This window comes from Vibrio sp. (genome assembly GCF_048266485.1).
In the GTDB taxonomy this organism is placed as follows: Bacteria; Pseudomonadota; Gammaproteobacteria; order Enterobacterales; family Vibrionaceae; genus Vibrio.
In genome coordinates, this window is record NZ_JBLWZK010000003.1 from 133165 (window position 1) to 154935 (window position 21771).

The following is a 21771-nucleotide window of genomic DNA, read 5'->3' on the forward strand; positions in this document are numbered from 1 at the left end:
TTACGAGATTGGCGTGAGACGTTTAGTGATTTGGTTTCAGATAACCAATCGTAAGTTATCAATAACAACGTGATAAATTGCAGGTATAAACACGTTTCCTGTCACATATTTTTTATTGAAGTGATCATATTATTGCGCTTGATTGATAAGTCGATCAACACTTTTAACTAACAACTCTTATTATTAAAAAATTCACACCGGAGTGTTTCATGAATTTTGTTCGTCACCCTATTTCGATTTCTGTTCTGGTCGGGATGATCAGTATGGCCAACCCTGTTTTTGCCGATACCATCAAACTGCGCGTCGTGGAAACCACCGATATTCACGCTAATATCATGGACTACGATTACTACAAAGATAAGCCATCCAACCAAATTGGTTTAGTGCGCGCTGCTACTGTAGTGAAGCAAGCCCGTGGGGAAGTAACCAATAGCATATTGATAGATAACGGTGACTTAATTCAAGGCAGCCCAATGGGCGATTATGTCGCGGCCAAAGGGTTAGAATCTGGTGATGTTCACCCAGCTTATAAAGCGATGAACTTACTCAATTATGATGTGGCAAACTTCGGTAATCATGAATTTAATTACGGTTTAGATTTTCTTGCTGAAGCAATCAATGACGCAAAGTTCCCTTATGTGAATGCTAATATTGTTGATGCTACATCCGGTAAAAACTATTTCAATCCTTACGTAATTAAGGACTACCAATTTAAAGATACAGATGGAAAATTGCATGACATCAAAGTGGGATATATCGGTTTTGTACCGCCACAAATTATGGTGTGGGATAAGAAAAACCTAACCGGTAAAGTACAAGTTAACGATATTAAACAAACCGCGGAAGCCTTTATTCCTAAGATGAGAGCCGAAGGTGCTGACGTCATTGTCGCGATCCCGCACTCCGGCATCTCCACTGAAAAATACCAACAAGGCGCAGAAAACTCGGTTTACTACCTAACGCAAGTTGAAGGTATTGATGCGATTACTTTTGGTCACTCGCACGCGGTTTTCCCAAGCAAAGATTTCTCTAACGTAGAGGGGGCGGATATTGCTAAAGGCACCATTAATGGTATTCCATCTGTCATGCCCGGACGTTGGGGGAGTCACGTTGGTGTGATTGATTTAGAGTTAGAACAAAAAGACGGTAAATGGGCCGTTTCTGATGGAACTGCTGTTGCACGTCCTATTTATGATGCTAACAAGCAAAAATCGCTGGCAGCAGAAGATCCAGAAGTGAAGCATGCGATAGACAAAGATCACCAAGCGACTCGCGAGTTTGTTAATCAACCTATTGGTAAAGCCAACGATGTGATGTACAGTTTCTTATCATTAGTGCAAGACGATCCTACCGTTCAAATCGTTAATTTAGCACAGAAAGATTATGTAGAACGCTTTATTCAAGGCGATCCAAACTTAGATGGCATACCAGTGCTTGCAGCGGCTGCACCGTTTAAAGCGGGCGGTCGTAAAAACGATCCTTCAAACTTTACCGAAGTGGAATCTGGTCAATTAACCTTCCGTAATGCGGCCGATTTATACCTCTATCCAAATACGCTAGTGGCCTTGAAAGTGTCGGGCGCAGAAGTGCAAGAGTGGTTGGAATGTTCAGCAGGGCAGTTTAATCAAATCGATCCAAACAGCGATAAGGTTCAGTCTTTAATCAACTGGGATGAATTCCGCACTTATAACTTTGATGTGATCGACGGTGTGAACTACCAAATCGACATCACCAAACCCGCTAGATACGATGCAAGCTGTAAGCTTATCAATAAGGATTCACACCGTATTGTGGGCTTAACCTACCAAGGCGAACCAATTAATCCGAAGCAAGCTTTCATTATTGCAACCAATAACTACCGCGCTTACAGCGGTACGTTCGCTGGTACTGGTTCTGATCACGTCGCGTTTGATTCACCAGATGAAAACCGTACTATTTTGGCAGACTATATCTCTCGCATTAGTAAGGAGAAAGGTGAAGTGACGCCAAGTGCGGATAACAACTGGTCATTTGCACCGATTAGCACTCAGGCTGATTTAAAAGTGCAGTTTGAAACCTCACCAAGCGATCTTGCAGAAAAGTTCATTACAGATAAAGCGCAATATCCAATGAAAAAAGTTGGCAAAGATGATGTTGGTTTTGCTGTGTATCAGATTGATCTGAAAAAGTAATAACCAAACTTAAATTGTAGAAATATAACAACGAAGCCCACCCAATATCGGTGGGCTTTTGCTTGCTCATCAATCTTTTTAGAGAATATATCTTGAAGTCTTATTGTTATGTTATAACATATCTATAAATTCAATCGGCCATCTGTGTCTCTTAGATTTAAGAGCCGATGAATTATAGATGGTTAATCGAAAGCATAAATAGATGAGCTTTGGAGTGGGTAAATGAGTCCGAAAAAAATTTCCGTGACGGTTTTGTCGGGGTTTCTTGGTGCGGGAAAAACAACAGTACTTAGCCATATCCTTAATAATCGCGAAGGTAAGCGAGTCGCGGTGATTGTGAATGATATGAGCGAAATTAATATTGATTCCGCAACAGTAAAAAATGAAGTGTCACTCAACCATAAAGAAGAAAAGCTGGTGGAAATGAGCAATGGCTGTATTTGCTGCACTTTACGAGAAGATCTACTTGTGGAGGTTTCACAACTGGCTAAAGAAGGTCGATTTGATAATTTAGTCATTGAATCAACGGGTATTTCTGAGCCACTTCCCGTTGCGGAAACCTTTACTTTTGCTGACGAAAATGGCGTATCGCTTTCGGATATTGCCACCTTAGATACGATGGTGACAGTGGTCGATGGCGTGAACTTCCTGCGTGACTATGACGCAGCACAATCTCTTCAAGAAACCGGACAACATTTAGGAGAGGAAGACCATCGCAGCGTTTCAGACTTGCTGATAGATCAAGTTGAGTTTGCGGATGTTATTTTGATCAGCAAAGCCGATCTTGCAAAGGCCGATGAGATTAAGCGTTTGGAGGCGATTCTTAAAACCTTAAATACTCACGCACGTATTATTGCTATCCAGAATGGGCAAGTGAATATTTCTGATGTACTGGATACCGAACTATTTAACTTTGAACGTGCCGAACAAGCACCTGGCTGGCTTAAAGAGTTGAGAGGTGAGCACATTCCCGAGACGGAAGAATATGGTATTAGCAGCTTTAGTTATCATGCCCGCCGTCCATTTCATCCTGAAAAATTTCATCAGCTTTTGCATCATCTTTCTCGTTTTGGAAAATTGATTCGTTCTAAAGGTTACTTTTGGCTAGCCTCTCGTCCTGATTTTGCTGGGCAGTGGAACCAAGCCGGTGGTATTGCTGATTATGGTTTTGCCGGACTGTTTTGGAGTGCGATCCCTAAGGAACAATGGCCGACTGACCCTGAATCTTTAGCCGCCATTGAAGAAAATTGGATTGAACCGTTTGGTGATAGGCGCCAAGAGTTGGTGTTCATTGGGCAAGGGCTCGACAAAGCGGCATTATTACAAGCATTAGAGGATTGTTTGTTAACGCAAGAAGAAGTACTAGCAGGGAAAGAGTTTTGGCAAACCTTAGTCGATCCATTTGCTGCTTGGGGGACGGAAGAATGAGTTTAGACATAGTTGAAAGCCCCGCGCCTGTTGATTCAATATCCTCGTCATTAATCGACAATACACCGACTATACTGACCGATATCTATCAGCCTGATTCGAATATTGCGATATGGCAACGCACGCTTCCAAAGCAGATGAGGCAAGATATAGAGCAAATGCTCTATGACGATAAACCTTTGGCATTGGTTCAAAGTTTGACGCCAGATAATACGGCAGATTGGATTCGCACTCGATTAGAAGACTATGCGTGCACCCAAGCCTTGAGTGAAGATATTGCCTTGATCGTCGATATGTTTTGCTGCTTGTTTGATTTAAAAGAAGTGGGTTTGAGACTGACTCGCCTAGATAGCCCAATGTGTCCCAAATTTCATTTTGACCGAGTGCCTTGCCGACTAGTGACAACTTATGCCGGTCCTGCGACAGAGTGGCTTGATAATAAAGGGATTGACCGTAGCAAGCTTGGTGCAGGAAGCCTTGGTCAGCCGGATCATCTTTCTGGTTTGTACTCGAATGAAAACTCAATTAAAAAAGTGCAAGCTGGTGATGTTGCCTTACTAAAAGGGAGTGGCTGGGAAGGCAATGAAGATAACGGACTCATTCATCGTTCTCCTGCTGTAGAGCCAAATGAGCGACGCTTACTGCTTACACTGGATTTTATCTAAAAAGAGCTTGATAAATTATGTCGGTAACATTGATAAAAAATGCGCGAGTGGTGAATGAAGGCACTATTACTGAAGCGGATGTGCGTATTGTAGATCAACGGATCACAAAGATAGCGAGCAATATTCTCGCTCAACCAGAGGATTCAATCATAGATGCCGAAGGTGGTTATTTACTACCTGGGATGATTGATGATCAAGTGCATTTTCGTGAACCAGGACTCACGCATAAAGGTACGATTGCCAGTGAATCTCGCGCAGCGGTGGCTGGTGGGATCACCAGTTATATGGAAATGCCTAATGTTAGCCCTGCGACGACCACCATTGCTGCGTTAGAGCGTAAGTTTGATATTGCCAAAGAGCACTCAATGGCTAATTACTCTTTCTATCTTGGCGCAACGGAAGATAATCTAGAGCAAATCAAGATGCTTAATCCGAAACGCCATTGCGGGGTAAAAGTGTTTATGGGGGCGTCGACGGGCGATCTACTGGTTGAAGACCCCCACGCATTAGAATGTATTTTTCGAGACTCACCTGTACTGATTGTCACACACTGTGAAAGTGGTGACGTGATTCAACAAAACCAACAATTACGCAGACAAAATAAAGCTGATTTTACGATAGAAGATCATCCTATATTACGAGATGAAAATGCTTGTTTTGCCTCTTCTTCCTATGCGGTATCACTGGCGAAAAAATACCAAAGTCAATTGCATGTATTACATATCACGACAGCCAAAGAGTTAGACTTATTTGAGGCTGGAGATATTCAGAATAAATCGATTACCGCAGAGGCTTGTGTTCATCATCTTTGGTTCAGTAATCAAGATTACAGCTCACTAGGTAACCAGATTAAATGCAATCCAGCGATTAAATATCCAAGTGATCGTGATGCGTTGTTAAAGGCATTAAATACCGGTCAAATTGATATTATCGCGACCGATCATGCTCCCCATACTTGGCAAGAAAAACAAGTGCCGTATGAACAAGCTCCAGCAGGGCTTCCTTTAGTTCAACATGCATTACTGACACTTTTTGATCTGGTCAAACAAGGCTATATGACATTGCCTCAGGTGGTTGAAAAAACGGCGCATAATCCCGCGATTCGTTATGGTATTCAAGAACGTGGTTTTATTCGTGAAGGTTACTATGCCGATCTTGTTTTGGTCGATCCTAAAAGCAAAACCCAAGTGACCCATGAAAACAGCTTATATCATTGTGGTTGGTCGCCGTTTTCTGGTCACACTTTCTCTTCACAAATAAAGAAAACGTGGGTAAATGGTGAACTGGTTTATGCCAACCAAGAGATCTGCAATATCTCTAAGAGCGCAATGCGTTTGTCGTTTAATCGTTAATGTATATTCTCCACTCATCACACCTATTTCAGATAATAATTAAGGAAGTAATTATGCTAAGAAGAAACCCGACAGGTCACATGCCACAAGTATCGGCAACGGCATTCATTGACCCTACGGCGATTATTTGTGGAAAAGTGATTGTTGAAGATAACGTATTTATCGGCCCTTATGCAGTAATCCGAGCCGATGAAGTGAATGAAGAAGGGGATATGGAAGCCATTGTCATCAAACGAGATACAAATATTCAAGACGGTGTCGTCATTCATTCTAAAGCCGGAGCTGCGGTGACTATTGGAGAACGTTCATCAATTGCCCATCGCTCTATTATTCATGGACCATGTGAGGTTTGTGATGATGTATTTATTGGTTTTAACTCAGTGGTTTTTAACAGTGTGATTGGTACAGGGTGTGTTATTCGTCATAACTGCGTCGTGGATGGACTTGATTTACCAGACAATTTCCATGTCCCACCCATGACCAATATCGGTGCGGAGTTTGATTTAGAAAGCATTTCAAAAGTGCCGCCAGAATATTCAGCATTTTCAGAATCGGTGGTCTCGGCTAACCATGAACTTGTGCAAGGGTATCGGAGAATCGCCAATGAACTTTAATAAATCTCTCATTTCAGGAGTGCCAACAAATATCATTACGGGTTTTTTGGGTGTGGGTAAAACCTCGGTTATTAAGCATTTATTAGCGAATAAGCCAAGCCATGAACGTTGGGCGGTATTAGTTAACGAATTTGGTGAGATCGGTATTGATGGGAGTTTGTTACAAGGTACAAGCCGTTCAGAACGACAAGTGTATATTCGTGAAGTGCCGGGTGGCTGTATGTGTTGCGTTGCAGGTTTACCTATGCAAATTGCCCTGAACCAATTGCTATCAGAATCTAAGCCGGATCGTTTGTTAATCGAGCCGACCGGGCTTGGGCATCCCAAAGAAGTGCTTCAAGTGCTCTCAACCGATTACTACCGTCAAATACTCTCTTTGCAAAAGAAGATTACTTTGGTTGATGCGCGTAAATTGTCTGATCTTAGGTACACGGACAATGAAACCTTTAATCAGCAAATTGCTATCGCAGATACTGTGGTGGGAAATAAAAGAGACCTGTATCAAGATGGTGATGAGAAAAAACTCACCACCTATATTGAAACATTGGGTCTCCCTGCAATCAAAGTGATATTTGCTAAGCATGGCAAGATACCTTTTGCTGAGTTTGATGGTAAGACCGATTATCAGGAGCACAAACGGGCTCATATTTTTCAACAAAAGCGTGAACAAAAAACACTGCAGCCTGAACCCGCAATACCGGCAAGTGGTATTCTGAAAGCAACCAATAAAGGTGAAGGCTTTTATAGTGTGGGATGGCGTATATCGCCTGAGAGGATCTTTAATCGTCAAAAGCTGTTAGCACTTCTGAATACACTCAAAGTTGAACGTATGAAAGGGGTTTTTATTACGGCAAGTGGTATCTTTGGCTACAACTTAACGCCAGATGGATTGAGTGAATTTGAACTTGATGAACGTTCAGAAAGTCGGCTTGAATTGATTTCCAATGACATAGACGAAGCCTTTGAAGACCAGTTATTCACTTGCCTTGAATAATAACTTTTCCCCTCAAGATTACTTTTTAGTAGAGGGGAACCTATTTATCCCAGTAAGCTATTTGTAACTTTGATTAGAGAGAGACCAAACGCTTTTGGGCTAATGCCATGGCAATATTGGCCTTATTATAAGCACTTTCATTAATAAAGTGCGGGTACACATCTTCTTTTCCTTGCCAATGAATATCATAGCCAGCAAAGGTCGCCAACAGTGGCTCTCCTGGTTTAACGGTGGCAAAGTCTCTACCGCATAATGTCGGGTGAACCAAAGCTTGTCGCATACCATTATTATCTAGAGGGATGTCTACCTCTTCTGTATAGAAATATGCATGGTAATCCTTTAATGATTCAACTTGGTTAAGATTTTGTTTTTCAACATAATCTAATACTGCCGTTAACATGTGTTTCATTAACTCTAAAGTGTCATATTTGAGTACGCCATGAGCCTGTGCTCCGACTTCAATCATGATCCCGGACTCTCCTGCAGAGCAAAGATATGCTTGCTCATCCCAAGGTTTTCTATCTTCGAAAAGAATATTTGCTTGTGGCATTCGTTGTTTAACATAAGCGCCCATTTTTTGATAAAAAGGGTCATTCGAAAGCAAGATTAGAGTCGCCCCCATATTGCTGGTGGTATTGTGAAGATCAACAATAAGTTGATTAGGCTTACCAGCATGTTTATCACGAAATTGAGTCGCGACCGTGCGTTCATGCAAGTCTGTACTAGCAGCGGTATTGGAAGCAGAAAATTGACGATTTAAATCGGTGTCAATATAGCGGACATTTTGTGTTACCGCTTCTTGATTCGCGATAATACAAGGTGCCGAAAAAGTCGTTCTATCAGCAGGGTAAAGCCCATCTTTAATCAGTTTATGCAGATAAATACCGGAAAGTTCGTTTCCATGAGTCCCTGCTACGATCAATACAGAATTGATTTTGTTCATTATTACGTTCTCCAAAGAGAGAGTGAATTCGCTCGTAAATAGTAAATGGTTGTCATTGATATGTTATAACATAACTTTCGTGATTTGTGATAAACCGATGGTTCATATTAAAATGTTGACAATAGTACTCACTGGTAAGAATCTGCTTTTATCTACTCACAGAAGAAACAACCCACCCCTTTACCGACTTTTACTTTTCTTTACACCCCTTGCTCTATGCTGATTGCGAAAGAATCGGTATAACTTAGTTATGTATTCTTTATATTCCTTTTGCTGATGAAAATTAAAACACGCTGGATTCTTATTGTTGCTATTCCTTTGATTGGAGTGGCAGGTTGGTTCTATTTCGGTAAGTCTGACCCTGCGCCAATGTATGCCACTGAAAAAGTACAACGCGGTGATATTGAAAATACCGTGTTAGCCAATGGCATGTTGCAAGCGGCTAAGTTGGTCAATGTCGGTGCGCAGGTTTCGGGGCAAATTCAAAATTTGGCGGTGTCACTAGGTGATGAAATTAAAGAGGGAGATTTGATTGCTCAGATTGATAGCCTGACTCAACAAAATAGCCTTAAAGAAGCACAAGCCTCTTTAGATAGTCTGAATGCGCAATATCGAGCGAAACAAGCGCAAATCAAACAAGCGCAATATGAGTATAAACGTCAGAAGGGTATGTTAGCCGCAGAGGCCAGTTCTCGTGCTGATTACGAAAGTGCAGAAGCGACACTGGCAATCTACCAAGCCGATTTAGCCCAATTAACCGCTGAAATCGAGAAAGCCAAAATTAATGTCGATAGCGCAGAAGTGGATCTAGGTTACACCACTATTAGTGCGCCGATGAATGGCACAGTTGTGTATACCTCGGTTGAAACTGGTCAGACAGTTAACGCCAATCAAACCACGCCTACCATTATTGAGCTTGCTCAGCTTGATACCATGACGATTAAAGCGCAAATTTCCGAAGCGGATGTAATTCATGTTCAACCGGGTCAAACCGCGTATTTCAGCATTTTGGGGCAGCCGAATAAAAAATACCAAAGCACATTACGCGCGATTGAACCGGGACCGACCATTATGACTGGTGATGATAGCCAATTAGCGGTGACGGATTCCGATGCGATTTATTACAACGCGCTATTTGATGTGAAAAATCCGAAAGGGGTGTTACGTATTGGGATGACAGCTCAAGTGTCGATCATTCTTAATGAATCTAAAGATGCGTTATTAGTCCCCGCTCAAGTGCTGAAAAAAGCGCAAGGCAAAGATAAGTTTATGGTGCCCGTTTTAGAGAATAATCAAGTGGTTCGTAAGCCTGTCACGGTCGGTATTAACAATAAAGTGAACGCAGAAATATTATCTGGCCTTGAAGAAGGTGATGAAGTGATTGTCGGTATGCCATCTGCTACGACTGGCACCAAAGGTCGTAAACCACCGATGAGATTTTAACCATGACTCAACCATTATTAAAAATTGAAAACTTGTCGCGCAGTTTTGTAAGTGGTGAGGAGTCATTAACGGTACTCAAACAAGTTAACCTTGAGATCCAACAGGGTGAGATGGTGGCCATTGTCGGTGCGTCGGGCTCTGGTAAATCGACGTTAATGAATATTTTAGGTTGCTTAGATCAGCCAACAGAAGGTCAATACTGGATCAATGGTCAAGACACTTCGGCTATGGATTCGGATGAACTTGCCGAGCTTCGCCGTGAATATTTTGGCTTTATTTTTCAGCGTTATCATTTGCTAAGTGATTTAACGGCAATCGGTAATGTTGAAGTGCCAGCCGTTTATGCTGGGGTACCTCATGTACAACGTAGTGAGCGAGCAGAACAGTTACTAACGCGCTTAGGACTCGGTGACCGTTTAACTCACAAGCCAAGCCAGTTAAGTGGTGGGCAACAGCAGCGCGTGAGTGTGGCGCGTGCTTTGATGAATGGTGGTGATGTGATTTTGGCTGATGAACCTACGGGGGCATTGGATAGCCAAAGCGGTAAAGACATGATGGCGTTGTTAAAAGAGCTTCATCAAATGGGGCATACCATTATTTTAGTGACCCACGATATGGATGTGGCCCATTTTGCTGATCGCATTATCGAAATTAAAGACGGAGAGATCATCGCTGACACGGTAAATGTTAGCCAAGATCTTAATGTTCAAGAGTCGGAATCTCAAACGAAAACCACTCAAGATGCCAGCCGTCCGAGTTTAAATTCACGAGGGAATTTGGCGTCACATTGGTGGCATTGGGATAGCTTAATTGATGCTCTCAAAATGGCATTATTGGCGATGACTAGCCATAAAATGCGTACCTTTTTAACTATGTTGGGCATTATTATTGGTATTGCATCGGTTGTCTCGGTTGTTGCCCTTGGTAATGGTACGCAAAAACAAATCCTATCGAATATTGCTTCAATGGGTACTAATACCATAGATATCCGACCGGGAACGGGTTTTGGTGACCGTCGCTCTGGCCGGGTCAGAACACTAACCGGTAGTGATGCTGAAACTTTGGCGCATTTATCTTATGTCGATAGCGTGACGCCTTCACTCAGTAAAAACCTCACTATTCGTTATGACAATGAAGCGGTCACCGCCACTGTTGAAGGGGTTGGCCCGGATTTCTTCCGTGTTAAAGGCTATGATCTTGCTCAAGGTCAGTTTTGGGGCAATGACAGTATTGATGCGTTAGCACAAGAAGCCGTGATTGATGAGAATACCCGTAAAGAGTTGTTCCCCAATACCAATGCCGTTGGTAAAGTGATTTTTTTAGGCCGTTTACCGGTTAGAATTGTTGGTGTTACTGAAGCGAAAGAAAGTGCCTTCGGTAATAGTGATAGTTTAAACGTATGGGTGCCTTATACCACGATGTCGGGTCGTATGATGGGGCAGCGTTACCTGAATAGCATTACGGTGCGAATTGATGAAGATGCCCCAAGCACTGCGGCGGAACAAGGTATTATTGATCTGCTAAAAATGCGCCATGGTACGGAAGATTTCTTCACAATTAATACTGATACTATTCGCCAGAATATTGAGAAAACCACCGCGACAATGACGCTACTGATTTCTGCCATTGCGGTCATTTCGTTAGTGGTTGGTGGCATTGGCGTAATGAACATTATGTTAGTGTCGGTAACCGAACGAACCAAAGAAATTGGCGTACGTATGGCGGTAGGTGCAAGGCAAATTGATATCTTGCGCCAGTTCTTAATTGAAGCGGTTTTAGTGTGTTTATGCGGTGGTATTGCCGGGATCGGATTAGCGTTTGGCTTTGGTAGCTTGTTAAGCTCTTTCGGCGGTGGCTTCCAAATGATTTATTCTGTCACTTCCATTGTTTCAGCCTTTGTGTGTTCTACTTTAATTGGTATTGTGTTTGGCTTTTTACCGGCCAGAAATGCTGCCAAGCTTGACCCTGTCGATGCGTTATCTCGAGATTAATGATGATGAATAGAAAAATAATTAGCCTAGTGTTAAGCGCGATCGTCTTGAGTGGTTGCGGAACACTAACTCGAACCGACTACCAAGCGCCGCCAGTACAGGTGCCGGAAGCGTGGCAGCAAAAGCACCTGGCACAAGATGTGAAAGTTGATCCGTGGTGGTACGCGTTTAATGATCCCATCCTCAATCAGTTTATTGATAAAGTGCTGATCACCAATAACGATTTAACGCTTGCAACCTTCACGGTGAAAAAAGCTCGCTTACAAATGGGCTTAGCTGATGATGATTTGTATCCACAGTTAAGCTCAACCACTTCTGCTGGAGTTTCAAAACCGTTAGATGGTGGCGATTCAACCGACAATTACAGCACCAATTTATCGGTCAGTTATGAATTAGATTTGTGGGGCAAGATTTCTGCCGATACCGACCAAGCTAAATGGGCGGCAATGGCAAGCCTTGAAGATCGCGAAAGTACCGCGCAAAGTTTGGTGGCAACAACCGCATCACTCTATTGGCAAATTGGCTATTTAAAGCAGCGTATTGCATTAAGCGAAACCGATGTGGCCGATGCGCAAAAAACCTTAGATTTGATCACTCGTCAATATCAATTAGGCGCAGTGACTAAGCTTGATGTATTGGAAGCCAAGCGTAGTCTCGCCAGTTTGCAAGCGCAGCAAAGTCAGTTTAATCAACAACTAGTAGAGGCCAACAACGCCTTTGCGATTTTGTTTAACCAGCCGCCGCTTGATATGACAAAAACCGTCAAGCAATTACCCGATATTACTTTGCCAGAAGTGTCATCAGGCGTTCCGGCGGATTTATTGATCAGAAGGCCGGATGTTAAAGCCGCAATTTATGAGGTTAAATCTAGTCTCGCCAATAAAGACTCTGCTGATTTGGAATATCTACCAACCTTAACGTTAACCGGGGCTTTAGGTGGTTCCTCGCGAGAATTAAAAGAATTGCTATCTAACCCGATTGGTAGTTTAGGTGCCGATTTAACCCTGCCATTTTTGCAATGGAATGATATGAAAAATAACCAAGATATTGCCGATGTGGATTATCAATCATCAATAGTCAGTTACCGCCAAGTGTTATATTTGGCATTTCAGGATGTAGAAAATGCGCTATCCGCTCGTGAGCAGTTAAGTTATCAACAAGATCGCTTGCAAGAACAATACGATGCCGCAGAGCAAGCTGAAAAGATCTATATTTCGCGTTATAAATATGGCTCAATCACCATCATGGATTTACTCGATTCTCAGGAAAATACCCGAGATGCTAAAGCGTCGTTATTAGAGAATCGTTATAATCAATTTGTCGCTCAAGTCGCCTTGTACCAAGCACTTGGTGGGCAAGATGTCGCACCCAATATAGATGCCTATCAAGATGATGATTCAAATATTTAAAAGCAGTTTAGAGAGGGAAGCATGAAATTAGGTTTTATTGGCTATGGAAAAAGTACTAATCGTTACCATATGCCATTTGTTGAGGCTTCTGGTCAATTTGATATTGTGGGTTTTTATACACGAGGCTCTAAATCATTTGAGATGCCATACCAAACCAAAGCTGAGCCGCAACGGTTTGATGATATTGAACAATTATTAAAAAGTGATGTAGAAGCGATCAGTGTGACAACACCGCCAAGTACTCATTATCAATTTGCGAAACAATGTATTTTGGCTGGTAAGCATGTGATTGTTGAAAAGCCATTTTGCAATACCCTAGCAGAAGCCAAAGAGCTTTATCAATTAGCAGAACAACATAAAGTTAAAATCACACCGTATCAAAATCGCCGTTACGACAGTGATTTCTTGACGATTAAGCAGATCTTACAACGTCAAGATCTTGGTAAGGTGATGGAGATAGAATCGAATCATACTCATTATCGACCAGATGGCGCTGATAACCGAGGTGATAAGTACGCGGGTAGTGTATATAGCCACGCAGTGCATTTTATCGATCAAATTGTCAGCCTTTATGGTGAGCCAGACAGCATTATCTATGATGTGTGCAACCAGAAGAATTTCTACATTGGTGAAGGCTTGAGTTATTCGGATACGGTGCCAGAAGACTACTATGATATTAAGCTGATTTACGGCAATTTACACATTCGTGTACGTCATTCTCAGTTAATCGTTAAGCATCCACCGCGCTGGATTATTAATGGTACAGAAGCGACTGTTGAGAAGTATGACATTGACCAGCAAGAGCGTGATTTAAAACAAGGGATCTTTTTAGATTCACCAACTTTTGGTCATGATACGCCGGAAGGCTTATGCAAAATCTATTTTAAAGACCGAGTCGAAGAAGTACCTGCAGACTACCAACACTACACCCAGTTCTATAATGACTTTAAAGATTGGGTTGAAGGAAAACGACCAAATCCACCGGTTGAAAAAAATGAAGCGCTGGTGGTTATGCATGTTTTAGAAACAATTGCCAATAAAGCAGAATATGTGCCTTTAAACCTGCAAGATTAAGTTATATATCCTTATTGTTTTAGATATACCTCACTAACACAAAACCGCCAATAGATTATTGATTGGCGGTTTTTTGTTGCTTTGGTAGTGGTTGCTTAGGTATATGACTAGGCAACTTTTTACGTAGTAGTACGCAAAAAGTTGCCTGGCTTTCTTTTTTGTTAAAATTTAACTCATTGATTTTTCTTGCTATATAAAGTGGCATGCTAATTGCTGATACCGTTGATGTTACTCGAGGGAAATATTTGACCTCATTAATTAACTACAACGTAAAAGGATATTAGTAATGCCAACTCCATGTTATTTATCAATCAAAGGCGCGACTCAAGGCAACATCACTGCTGGCGCATGTACTGCTGATTCTATTGGTGATTCTTACGTAGAAGGCCATGAAGATGAGATGCTGGTTCAAGATGTTGACCACACTGTCACGATTCCAACCGATCCACAATCTGGCTCGGAGCAAGTGTATGTTCACGCGCAAAAAGATTTTAAATCTGAGACTCTTAATGACTACATTACCGATGTAAATCATGATCAGCATTTAACCGTAGAAAGCGACCAATTTACTCAGTTCAAAAACAATCACAACCTAACGGTAGAGGGTGAAAGCACAACTTATGTAAAAGGTGATTTGTCTCGAGAGGTTGTAGGTTCAATACAACAAAAAGTCGGCTCAATTCATGTTATGGAAGCGGGAAAAGAAGTGAGCTTAACCAGCGGTGGTAAGCTAGTTGTTGAGGCTGGATCAGAGGTGACTTTAAAAGTCGGTGGTAGCTTTGTAAAAGTGGATGCCGCAGGGGTTCATTTAGTTGGCGCAAGCGTGAATATCAATTCTGGAGGTAGTGCAGGCTCCGCTTCGAAATACAGCGCTCAATCAACCATGCTTCCTAAAGGTATTGAACCGGTTGCTCCTCCGCAGCCACCACGACCAATTGCAGCAAGATCTTTTATAGCTGCTGAAACCGCAGGTGTGAGTACGGTGAAGCCGTGTCCGTTGGCGACAAATTCTAGTACTTCTGCTGTGTTGAGTAATGAGACGGATAGTGCGAAAGCTGACAACCAAGAACAGGCAGAAAATATTTTACAATCAGACTTGCTGAAACCTTCAGCGACGTTAAATCAATTAGCTGAAGGTTCTTTTACCGCTTATCGAAAAGGCGATAAAGGCGCAGAAATTAAATTGATTCAACAAGCGTTAATGAAGCTAGGCTTTGATTTAGGGAAATACGGAGCCGATGGAGATTTTGGTAGTACAACAGAACGCCAAGTGAAAGCTTTTCAACAAAATTATCAAGCAACTCACGAAACACATATTTCTTATCAAGTAGGCCAAGTCGACGGTATCGTAGGTAAAGGAACAATTTTGGGGCTAGATGAGGCTGTTGTTGGTGAGTGGAGTTATAAAGTTGATATTTGCACTGAAAAGTTTAATAGAATATCAAAGATTATATTTAGACATGAAGGTGGATATGTTAATAACCCTAACGATGAAGGTGGTGCAACAAATAAAGGTATTGCATGGAACACATGGCTAAAGTATGCGAAAAGTGATTTAGGGATTGAGCCAACATTAGATAATTTAAAAAAAATTAACAGAAGAAGAAGCTGAAATTATTTACAGAAAACGTTATTGGCAACCTAAAGGTTTTTGCTCTGTTCTTGATGATATGGTTGGATTGATGATTTATGATTGGACAATTACATCTGGGGGAGCAGGAAAACAAGTGCAAAAACTTTTAAAAGATAAATACAATAAAAATATATCTATAGATGGCGTTATTGGTGTGGATACAATAAATACTATAAATTCAATATCAGATCAAATTACGTTGCTTAAAAATTTAGCTGAGATAAGAAAGGATTATTATCGGAAATTAGTGTTAAATAAACCATCTAACTCTGTTTTTTTAAAAGGGTGGTTAAATCGTGTTAATGACTGCTTGGAGGCTGTTATATGAAAAATATAGTTATATTAATGTTTTTGTTGTTGCCTTTTTCAGTGAGTGCTTCCCAAGCTAATTGGTTAGGTACATGGGGAGTGGGAATCAAAATCGATAGGAACTGAAAGCAATTTAAATCACACAACATTGACTCTATTTATAAAAAAAGTTTCAGATGGTTCAATGGAAGGTGATTTATGTATCGTTTCTCGTGGAGGGCGTTGGATTGATTGTGATAATAGTTTTAATGGTTTCTATTTAAGTGATCATAAATATGAGATTGAATTTTCATCATCATTTGATAGTTCAAGTTTAAATATGTCTGGTAGGGCTTTTTTGACTTTGATTGATGGGAATATTAATTGGAAATTGTTAACTCGACCTAATGTTATTGATGATAAATATTACGCACCTATTAAATCGCTTTTAATTAAAAAGAAGGTGAGGACTATAGGGGTTATTGTTAAAGATGAAGTGTTTTTATACTCTGGACCATCAGAATCTAAAGCGCATTCAATTCGCTTGTCTGATGGTGATGTTGTTTACATTGACACTTTAAATGAAAGTAAAACGTGGTATAAGGTTGAATATAATGGTCATATAGGATGGATTAAGAAGAGTACTGTTATTTCAAATTGAATCGGACTTCCATTTTTAGTCAATTGTTGTGAGTGATTTTTTTATTCAAATAAAATATAGATGTGGATAGGTTTGTTAATATGCTAGGTGAAAAGTTTTTACTTTTGTTTTTATTTATGTTTTCATCATTTTCACAAAGTGAAGTGTTAATTATAAAAGAACATAAAACTTATATTGTCCCAGAAAATGAACAATGGGTAATTTAAAAGATAAACAATCCTTGCGATAACATTTGCACAAATGACCTTTCCTTTATAGATAATGCGTCTGTTAAAATTGATAATGGTACAATTAATGGTGACTTTTCTTATTCATATCATTCTTTAGAAGAATTTCCTGAAATAGTGATAATGCCAGGTTCAAAGTTTGGCTTGGGAGATTCAGTCCAAAGTTTAACTATTGAAAAACAAGAGGTTGAGTATTAAGTTAATGTTCATGTTTGAAGATGATGTCAGTTTTGATTCATTACTGAGTGAAAGCTATCAGTATGGAGTAATTCGTCCATCTGACGAGTCGGAACATTGCGATGAAGTGTTTAATGAAAACTTTGAACAAACAATAAAGTTGATTAAGCGAGATGATTCTGGTTTTTTAGGCTTAGAACTTGATGGGTTTTAAAGGTAACTATTCATCGAGCAGAAAGAAGTGTTATTAATTAAGGGGGATTATGAAATCTTGGGTTTTTGTATATTTACTGTTTATGTCAGTTTCTGCAAGTGCGGCAGACCTAAATGATATCTATAAGCACCTTGATATTACTAGTTTTAATAGCTCATTACGTCCAATGCAAACTGATAATGAAAGATTTTTACCTGAAGTTTCTCAGCTACCTAGTCCAATTATAAAAAATAATGAGATAAGAATTGAAGATGAGTATTGGATTTATTCTATAAAGGTAATGAGAGAAAATAAATTAGATATTCATGTTTGTTTTTTAGATGTATCAAAAGATGGAACCTATGATACTCAAGGGCCAATGATTATAAGAAAGTATGGTCAAGAATATGTTGCTATTTCATCAAAGACTGATGTGTGTGATTCGTATGAAAAGTAGGCATACTAGTTGCTAGGAATATTTAACTAGTTAATTAAATTACACTAAAGGTGTCTTAGGGTTATGAATAAAAAGTTAATGGCTTCTTTTTTTGAATCATCAGGCCTGAGAGTGAAAGAGAATGAGAAATATATTTGCTCTGCAACTAGTAATGATAGTGAGTCTACAGTGACTTACTTATATAGAGAAAAGGATACATCAATATATAAGCTTGAGCATAAGTCTGGATTAGCTACTTCATTTCATAACGGGCAAAAAAAGAATATTGATAAAGAGACTTTTAATGACAAATTAAATTTATGTGTAATGAATCTAAGTATTTGTATGCCATTAGTTTATTAACCTATCACCCATCATCACGCTATCAACCTGTGGCGGTTCAATATTTACTAGAAGCGGCTAAAAGTGGTTAACGATCAGCAATGTTTGAGCTTTATAACCAACCCGAGTTATTGAGCCGTGCTGAACAGGCTGAATGGAAACAACGTTATCTAGAATCGTTATTAGAGTTGGCAAAAACTGAACCGAGTGATGCTAATTTTTATCAATTTTATAACCAAGACCATGGTGATGAAGAAAAAGCCGAAGAATATTTTGAACAAGCTTTAAAGGCTGAGCAACCATTAGCTATGTATGAACAAGCGGTGAATTTGCAAAAAGGTGAAGGCTTTTATTTCTTTCAATCGAATCGTTTTGAAGAGATGAACGAGTGGTTAATCAAAGCGGCGAATAAAGGCTACATTCCTGCCTATAGACAGTTGATCAAAAATTATGAGCTAGATGATGATTATAAAACGGCATATCAATGGCGAGTGACATTATTACAGCAAGGTGATTTATTGTCTCTAGCATCGATGGGAAATATCCTATTAGGACATTCTGCTGAAGGTTATGATGAGTTTGTTGATGAAAGGTTAGGCTTAGAGTATCTCAGCTTATATATAACCTTTGCAGGGCAAGACCGTATGGGTTCGACGTATGATAAAGCAAAAGATAACTATGACAGAGCATTTGAAACGTTAACGGAAGCGGAACGTAAACAGCATGAAACTCTGACTCTTTCTCAGTTAGATAGTGTGAAGTTTGTTTATGTGGATCGTTATTTTTTAAATAAATTTTGAGCGATTGATATACCTTAATGCCGTTGTACCCATTAAGGTTGTTGACACCTGAATGGGTACAACGATTTTTTGTTTTATTGGTGCAAAGCAACTCGATTTCTACCTGCAATTTTTGCTTGATAAAGTGCGGTATCAGCTTGATGCATGAGCTGGTCAATATCACTTTTATCTGCTCGTTGATGACAACAGCCAACCGAAACGGTGATGGAAACACTCGTTTCATTGTTAATTTTAATAGTGAGGTCTTCAATAACTTGACGTAATTTCTCCGCTTTATCGACTTTTATGGTAGTTGGTGCAAGTAGAGGTAAAACATTAAGCAACCCGAAGGCTGCTTAATCGTTAGTTAACTAGAAGTTACACTTAAACTTAATTTGCTAATTTATAAGCAACCACATAATCCCCTGATTTTGTTCCTATTGAGCCGTGTCCACCCGCAACAATCACTACCATTTGCTCACCTTTACTATTTAGATAAGTCATTGGTGTTGCTTGTCCACCTGCCGGCAGTCGACCTTTCCATAGTTCTTCTCCAGATGTGAGATCATAGGCACGAAGGTAATTATCAACCGATGCGCCTAAGAACGCGACGCCACCACCAGTAATGATTGGTCCGCCAATTCCCGGTACGCCCATTTTGATTGGAAGCGGTAGCGGGGTCATATCATAGATGGTTCCATTTTTGTGCTGCCATGCCGTTTTGCCTGTTACCAAATTTGCACCGGCAACATAGCCCCAAGGTGGCTGCTGACAAGGCACACCTAGTGGTGATAAGAATGGTTTTAATTCTACGGCATACGGCGCGCCATGGTTAGCATTAACGCCATGTTCACCTGTATTACTGCCGTCTTCTGAGAACTCAGACGCTTTTTTATTTACCACGGTAGAAATGAAAGCGAGGTTAAGTGGCATACCAAACATTACTTGACGCTGAGGATCGACGGCTATACCGCCCCAGTTGAATACCCCAAAGTTACCCGGGTAAACAATGGTACCTTGTTCTGATGGTGGCGTGTAACGACCCTCATAACGCAATGATTTGAATTGGATTCGACAAATCATCTGGTCGATTAAGGTAGCACCCCACATGTTTGATTCGGTCAATTCGGATGGATTAAAACTAAGCGCTGAAACTGGTTGAGTCTTTGATGTGAAATCACCTTCCATTGCACCTTGTGGCGCAGGTTTCTCAGTGATTGGTTGAATCGGTTCACCAGTGGCTCGGTTTAATACATACACATCACCTTGCTTGGTTGGAACCACTAAACCAGGTTGTACACCATCTTTAGTGTTGAGGTCGATTAGGCTTGGTTGGGCAGGGGTATCCATATCCCATAAGTCATGGTGAACAAATTGTTGTACCCATTTGGCTTGTCCAGTTTTGGCATCCAGCGCAACCACAGAGCTTGAGTATTTTTCTTCACTCTCATTACGATACATGCCGAGTTGATCCGGAGTACGGTTCCCCATTGGGAAATAAATTAAGCCAAGCTTTTCATCGGCACTGGCAACAGACCAACTATTTGGAGAGCTGACTGAATACGTTTCACCTTCACCAATTGGTGCTGTGTCATCCGGGTTGGCGGAATCCCAATTCCAAATTAGCTTACCGGTTTTATCATCATATGCACGGATCACACCAGATGGTGAGTTGATGTCATAGTTATCATTAACTGCGCCTGCAACCACAACCACACCGTTAGTCACTATAGGAGGGGAGGTCGAGTAGTAATAGCCATCTTGTTTATATGGCATGTTTGCCATGAGATCCAGTACGCCATCTTTCGCAAAGTTACTACAACGAGCGCCAGTTTTAGGGTCAATGGCAATCAATCGTGCATCTGACGTGGGTAAGAATAGCTGGGCATCACATTGAGTACTTGGTCGATCCTGAGTACTCATATTCGGTTCTTTTGCGGTCACTGTTATGCTTTCCGATGCTTTTTCCGCTGGTAGATAAGACACACCGCGACACGTTTGATGCTGACGTTGACTTTCAGCTGGTACTTTAGCATCAAAAATCCATTGTTTCTTACCTGTATCTGCATCTAATGCAACAAGCCAGTTATGTGGTGTGCAGAGGTAAAGAGTATTGCCGACTTTAAGGGGTGTGGCTTGATAAGTTGTTTCACCGATGTCATTTGGCCCCTTTACATCTCCAGTTTGGATCTGCCATGCAGGTTCAAGTTGATCAACATTTTCGGGAGTGATTTGCTTTAAGGGAGAGTAACGCTGGCCATAATTACTTCGGCCATAGCTTGTCCATGCATCATTGTTGATCCCACCCATGTCTGGATTGGCATTTATAATCTCAGTAGATAAATTGCCTTCAATATCGTGCGTGGTATTAAAAATTGAGCCTAGGGTAATCACACAACTGACAGACCAAATAACTAAAAGAGAAAGAGTGGAAGGGCGGTTTGCTTTTTTAAATGTGACTAATAATGGAATTGCCAGTAACAATGGTAAACCCATACGGGTTGCTAGTGGCCACCAATCTATTCCCGATTCTAATAGTGCCCATAAGGTCGTTAATATTAGAAAAATTGCATAAGTGTAATGTGAGGCTGTGCGCTTTTGCTGCCAAACACATACGCCAGAGACAAGTAACGCGAACCCTGCGAATAAATAATAGAAACTACCACCTAATGACACTAGCCATACACCACCAATCGCAAGGCATAGACCAATCAATATAAGTAGCAATGAGAAATATTTCATAGAAACTCCCTGTACAAATAAAGTTCACAATATCAAAACAACTTAATACAAAGTGTAACAAGGTGTGAGATATGTCAATAAATCAAGCCATTATAATTTAAATAATTGTTAGTGATTTGTGTGTTTTTTTGTGCTGCCTATTTACTTTGCTTGCTAACTATTTATAATATCAATTTTCTAATAGTTAGCATGCTAACTAAATTGATTTT

At 40.6% G+C, this 21771-nt stretch carries 20 protein-coding genes; 17 read left to right on the forward strand and 3 right to left on the reverse strand.

Annotated elements, in window-relative coordinates:
* The first annotated feature begins 209 nt into the window (after positions 1-209).
* The 6 genes from cpdB to ACN0T8_RS06535 all read left to right on the forward strand — a co-directional run bounded on the left by cpdB (position 210) and on the right by ACN0T8_RS06535 (position 7224).
* Positions 210-2171 carry a 2',3'-cyclic-nucleotide 2'-phosphodiesterase gene (cpdB, locus tag ACN0T8_RS06510; protein ID WP_417879830.1) on the forward strand — a complete coding sequence of 654 codons (1962 nt, stop codon included), beginning with the start codon at positions 210-212 and terminating at the stop codon, positions 2169-2171.
* A gap of 222 nt (positions 2172-2393) precedes the next feature.
* Positions 2394-3599 (forward strand): zinc metallochaperone GTPase ZigA, encoded by a 1206-nt coding sequence (zigA, locus tag ACN0T8_RS06515; RefSeq protein WP_417879831.1) that lies wholly within the window; start codon positions 2394-2396, stop codon positions 3597-3599.
* Complete coding sequence (locus ACN0T8_RS06520) at positions 3596-4264, forward strand: DUF1826 domain-containing protein (protein WP_417879832.1); 669 nt, start codon at positions 3596-3598, stop codon at positions 4262-4264. The genes zigA and ACN0T8_RS06520 overlap by 4 nt, the downstream gene beginning before the upstream one ends.
* Positions 4265-4281: 17 nt before the next feature.
* Positions 4282-5616: a dihydroorotase gene (locus ACN0T8_RS06525; protein ID WP_417879833.1), complete on the forward strand. Its 1335-nt coding sequence runs from the start codon at positions 4282-4284 to the stop codon at positions 5614-5616.
* A gap of 53 nt (positions 5617-5669) precedes the next feature.
* The gene (locus tag ACN0T8_RS06530; protein WP_417879834.1) at positions 5670-6230 is read left to right on the forward strand and encodes a carbonate dehydratase; all 561 of its coding nucleotides are present in this window, start codon (positions 5670-5672) and stop codon (positions 6228-6230) included.
* Positions 6220-7224 (forward strand): CobW family GTP-binding protein, encoded by a 1005-nt coding sequence (locus ACN0T8_RS06535; RefSeq protein ID WP_417879835.1) that lies wholly within the window; start codon positions 6220-6222, stop codon positions 7222-7224. Before ACN0T8_RS06530 ends, ACN0T8_RS06535 begins: the two co-directional genes overlap by 11 nt.
* 73 nt (positions 7225-7297) lie before the next feature.
* On the opposite strand, the gene ACN0T8_RS06540 is transcribed toward ACN0T8_RS06535, so the two are convergent.
* Positions 7298-8167, reverse strand: coding sequence for an aspartoacylase (locus tag ACN0T8_RS06540; protein ID WP_417879836.1), 870 nt, complete (start codon positions 8165-8167; stop codon positions 7298-7300).
* A gap of 276 nt (positions 8168-8443) precedes the next feature.
* Here ACN0T8_RS06540 and ACN0T8_RS06545 point away from each other — a divergent pair, with 276 nt between their 5' ends.
* From ACN0T8_RS06545 to ACN0T8_RS06595, 11 genes are all read left to right on the forward strand, one after another.
* Complete coding sequence (locus ACN0T8_RS06545; RefSeq protein WP_417879837.1) at positions 8444-9610, forward strand: efflux RND transporter periplasmic adaptor subunit; 1167 nt, start codon at positions 8444-8446, stop codon at positions 9608-9610.
* A gap of 2 nt (positions 9611-9612) precedes the next feature.
* Complete coding sequence (locus ACN0T8_RS06550; protein ID WP_417879838.1) at positions 9613-11601, forward strand: MacB family efflux pump subunit; 1989 nt, start codon at positions 9613-9615, stop codon at positions 11599-11601.
* The gene (locus ACN0T8_RS06555) at positions 11601-13010 is read left to right on the forward strand and encodes an efflux transporter outer membrane subunit (RefSeq protein ID WP_417879839.1); all 1410 of its coding nucleotides are present in this window, start codon (positions 11601-11603) and stop codon (positions 13008-13010) included. Before ACN0T8_RS06550 ends, ACN0T8_RS06555 begins: the two co-directional genes overlap by 1 nt.
* Before the next feature lie 21 nt (positions 13011-13031).
* Positions 13032-14084, forward strand: a complete 1053-nt coding sequence (locus ACN0T8_RS06560; RefSeq protein WP_417879840.1) for a Gfo/Idh/MocA family oxidoreductase — start codon at positions 13032-13034, stop codon at positions 14082-14084.
* Positions 14085-14370: 286 nt separating this feature from the next.
* A complete protein-coding gene (tssD, locus tag ACN0T8_RS06565; RefSeq protein ID WP_417879841.1) occupies positions 14371-15696 on the forward strand; it encodes a type VI secretion system tube protein TssD in 1326 nt (441 codons plus the stop codon).
* Positions 15697-15766: 70 nt separating this feature from the next.
* Positions 15767-16045 carry a putative peptidoglycan-binding domain-containing protein gene (locus tag ACN0T8_RS06570; protein WP_417879842.1) on the forward strand — a complete coding sequence of 93 codons (279 nt, stop codon included), beginning with the start codon at positions 15767-15769 and terminating at the stop codon, positions 16043-16045.
* A 165-nt stretch (positions 16046-16210) separates the two neighbouring features.
* Complete coding sequence (locus tag ACN0T8_RS06575; RefSeq protein WP_417879843.1) at positions 16211-16666, forward strand: SH3 domain-containing protein; 456 nt, start codon at positions 16211-16213, stop codon at positions 16664-16666.
* Positions 16667-17101: 435 nt separating this feature from the next.
* Positions 17102-17284 (forward strand): hypothetical protein, encoded by a 183-nt coding sequence (locus tag ACN0T8_RS06580; RefSeq protein ID WP_417879844.1) that lies wholly within the window; start codon positions 17102-17104, stop codon positions 17282-17284.
* Between the two features lie 49 nt (positions 17285-17333).
* Positions 17334-17720 carry a hypothetical protein gene (locus ACN0T8_RS06585; protein WP_417879845.1) on the forward strand — a complete coding sequence of 129 codons (387 nt, stop codon included), beginning with the start codon at positions 17334-17336 and terminating at the stop codon, positions 17718-17720.
* A 63-nt stretch (positions 17721-17783) separates the two neighbouring features.
* Entirely contained in the window at positions 17784-18062 is a 279-nt protein-coding gene (locus tag ACN0T8_RS06590) for a hypothetical protein (RefSeq protein ID WP_417879846.1), read from the forward strand.
* Between the two features lie 80 nt (positions 18063-18142).
* On the forward strand, positions 18143-18841 hold the full coding sequence (locus ACN0T8_RS06595) for a hypothetical protein (RefSeq protein ID WP_417879847.1): 699 nt from the start codon (positions 18143-18145) through the stop codon (positions 18839-18841).
* Between the two features lie 74 nt (positions 18842-18915).
* On the opposite strand, the gene ACN0T8_RS06600 is transcribed toward ACN0T8_RS06595, so the two are convergent.
* Entirely contained in the window at positions 18916-19164 is a 249-nt protein-coding gene (locus ACN0T8_RS06600) for a GGDEF domain-containing protein (RefSeq protein WP_417879848.1), read from the reverse strand.
* Between the two features lie 46 nt (positions 19165-19210).
* A complete protein-coding gene (locus tag ACN0T8_RS06605; protein WP_417879849.1) occupies positions 19211-21562 on the reverse strand; it encodes a membrane-bound PQQ-dependent dehydrogenase, glucose/quinate/shikimate family in 2352 nt (783 codons plus the stop codon).
* Positions 21563-21771 lie beyond the last annotated feature (209 nt).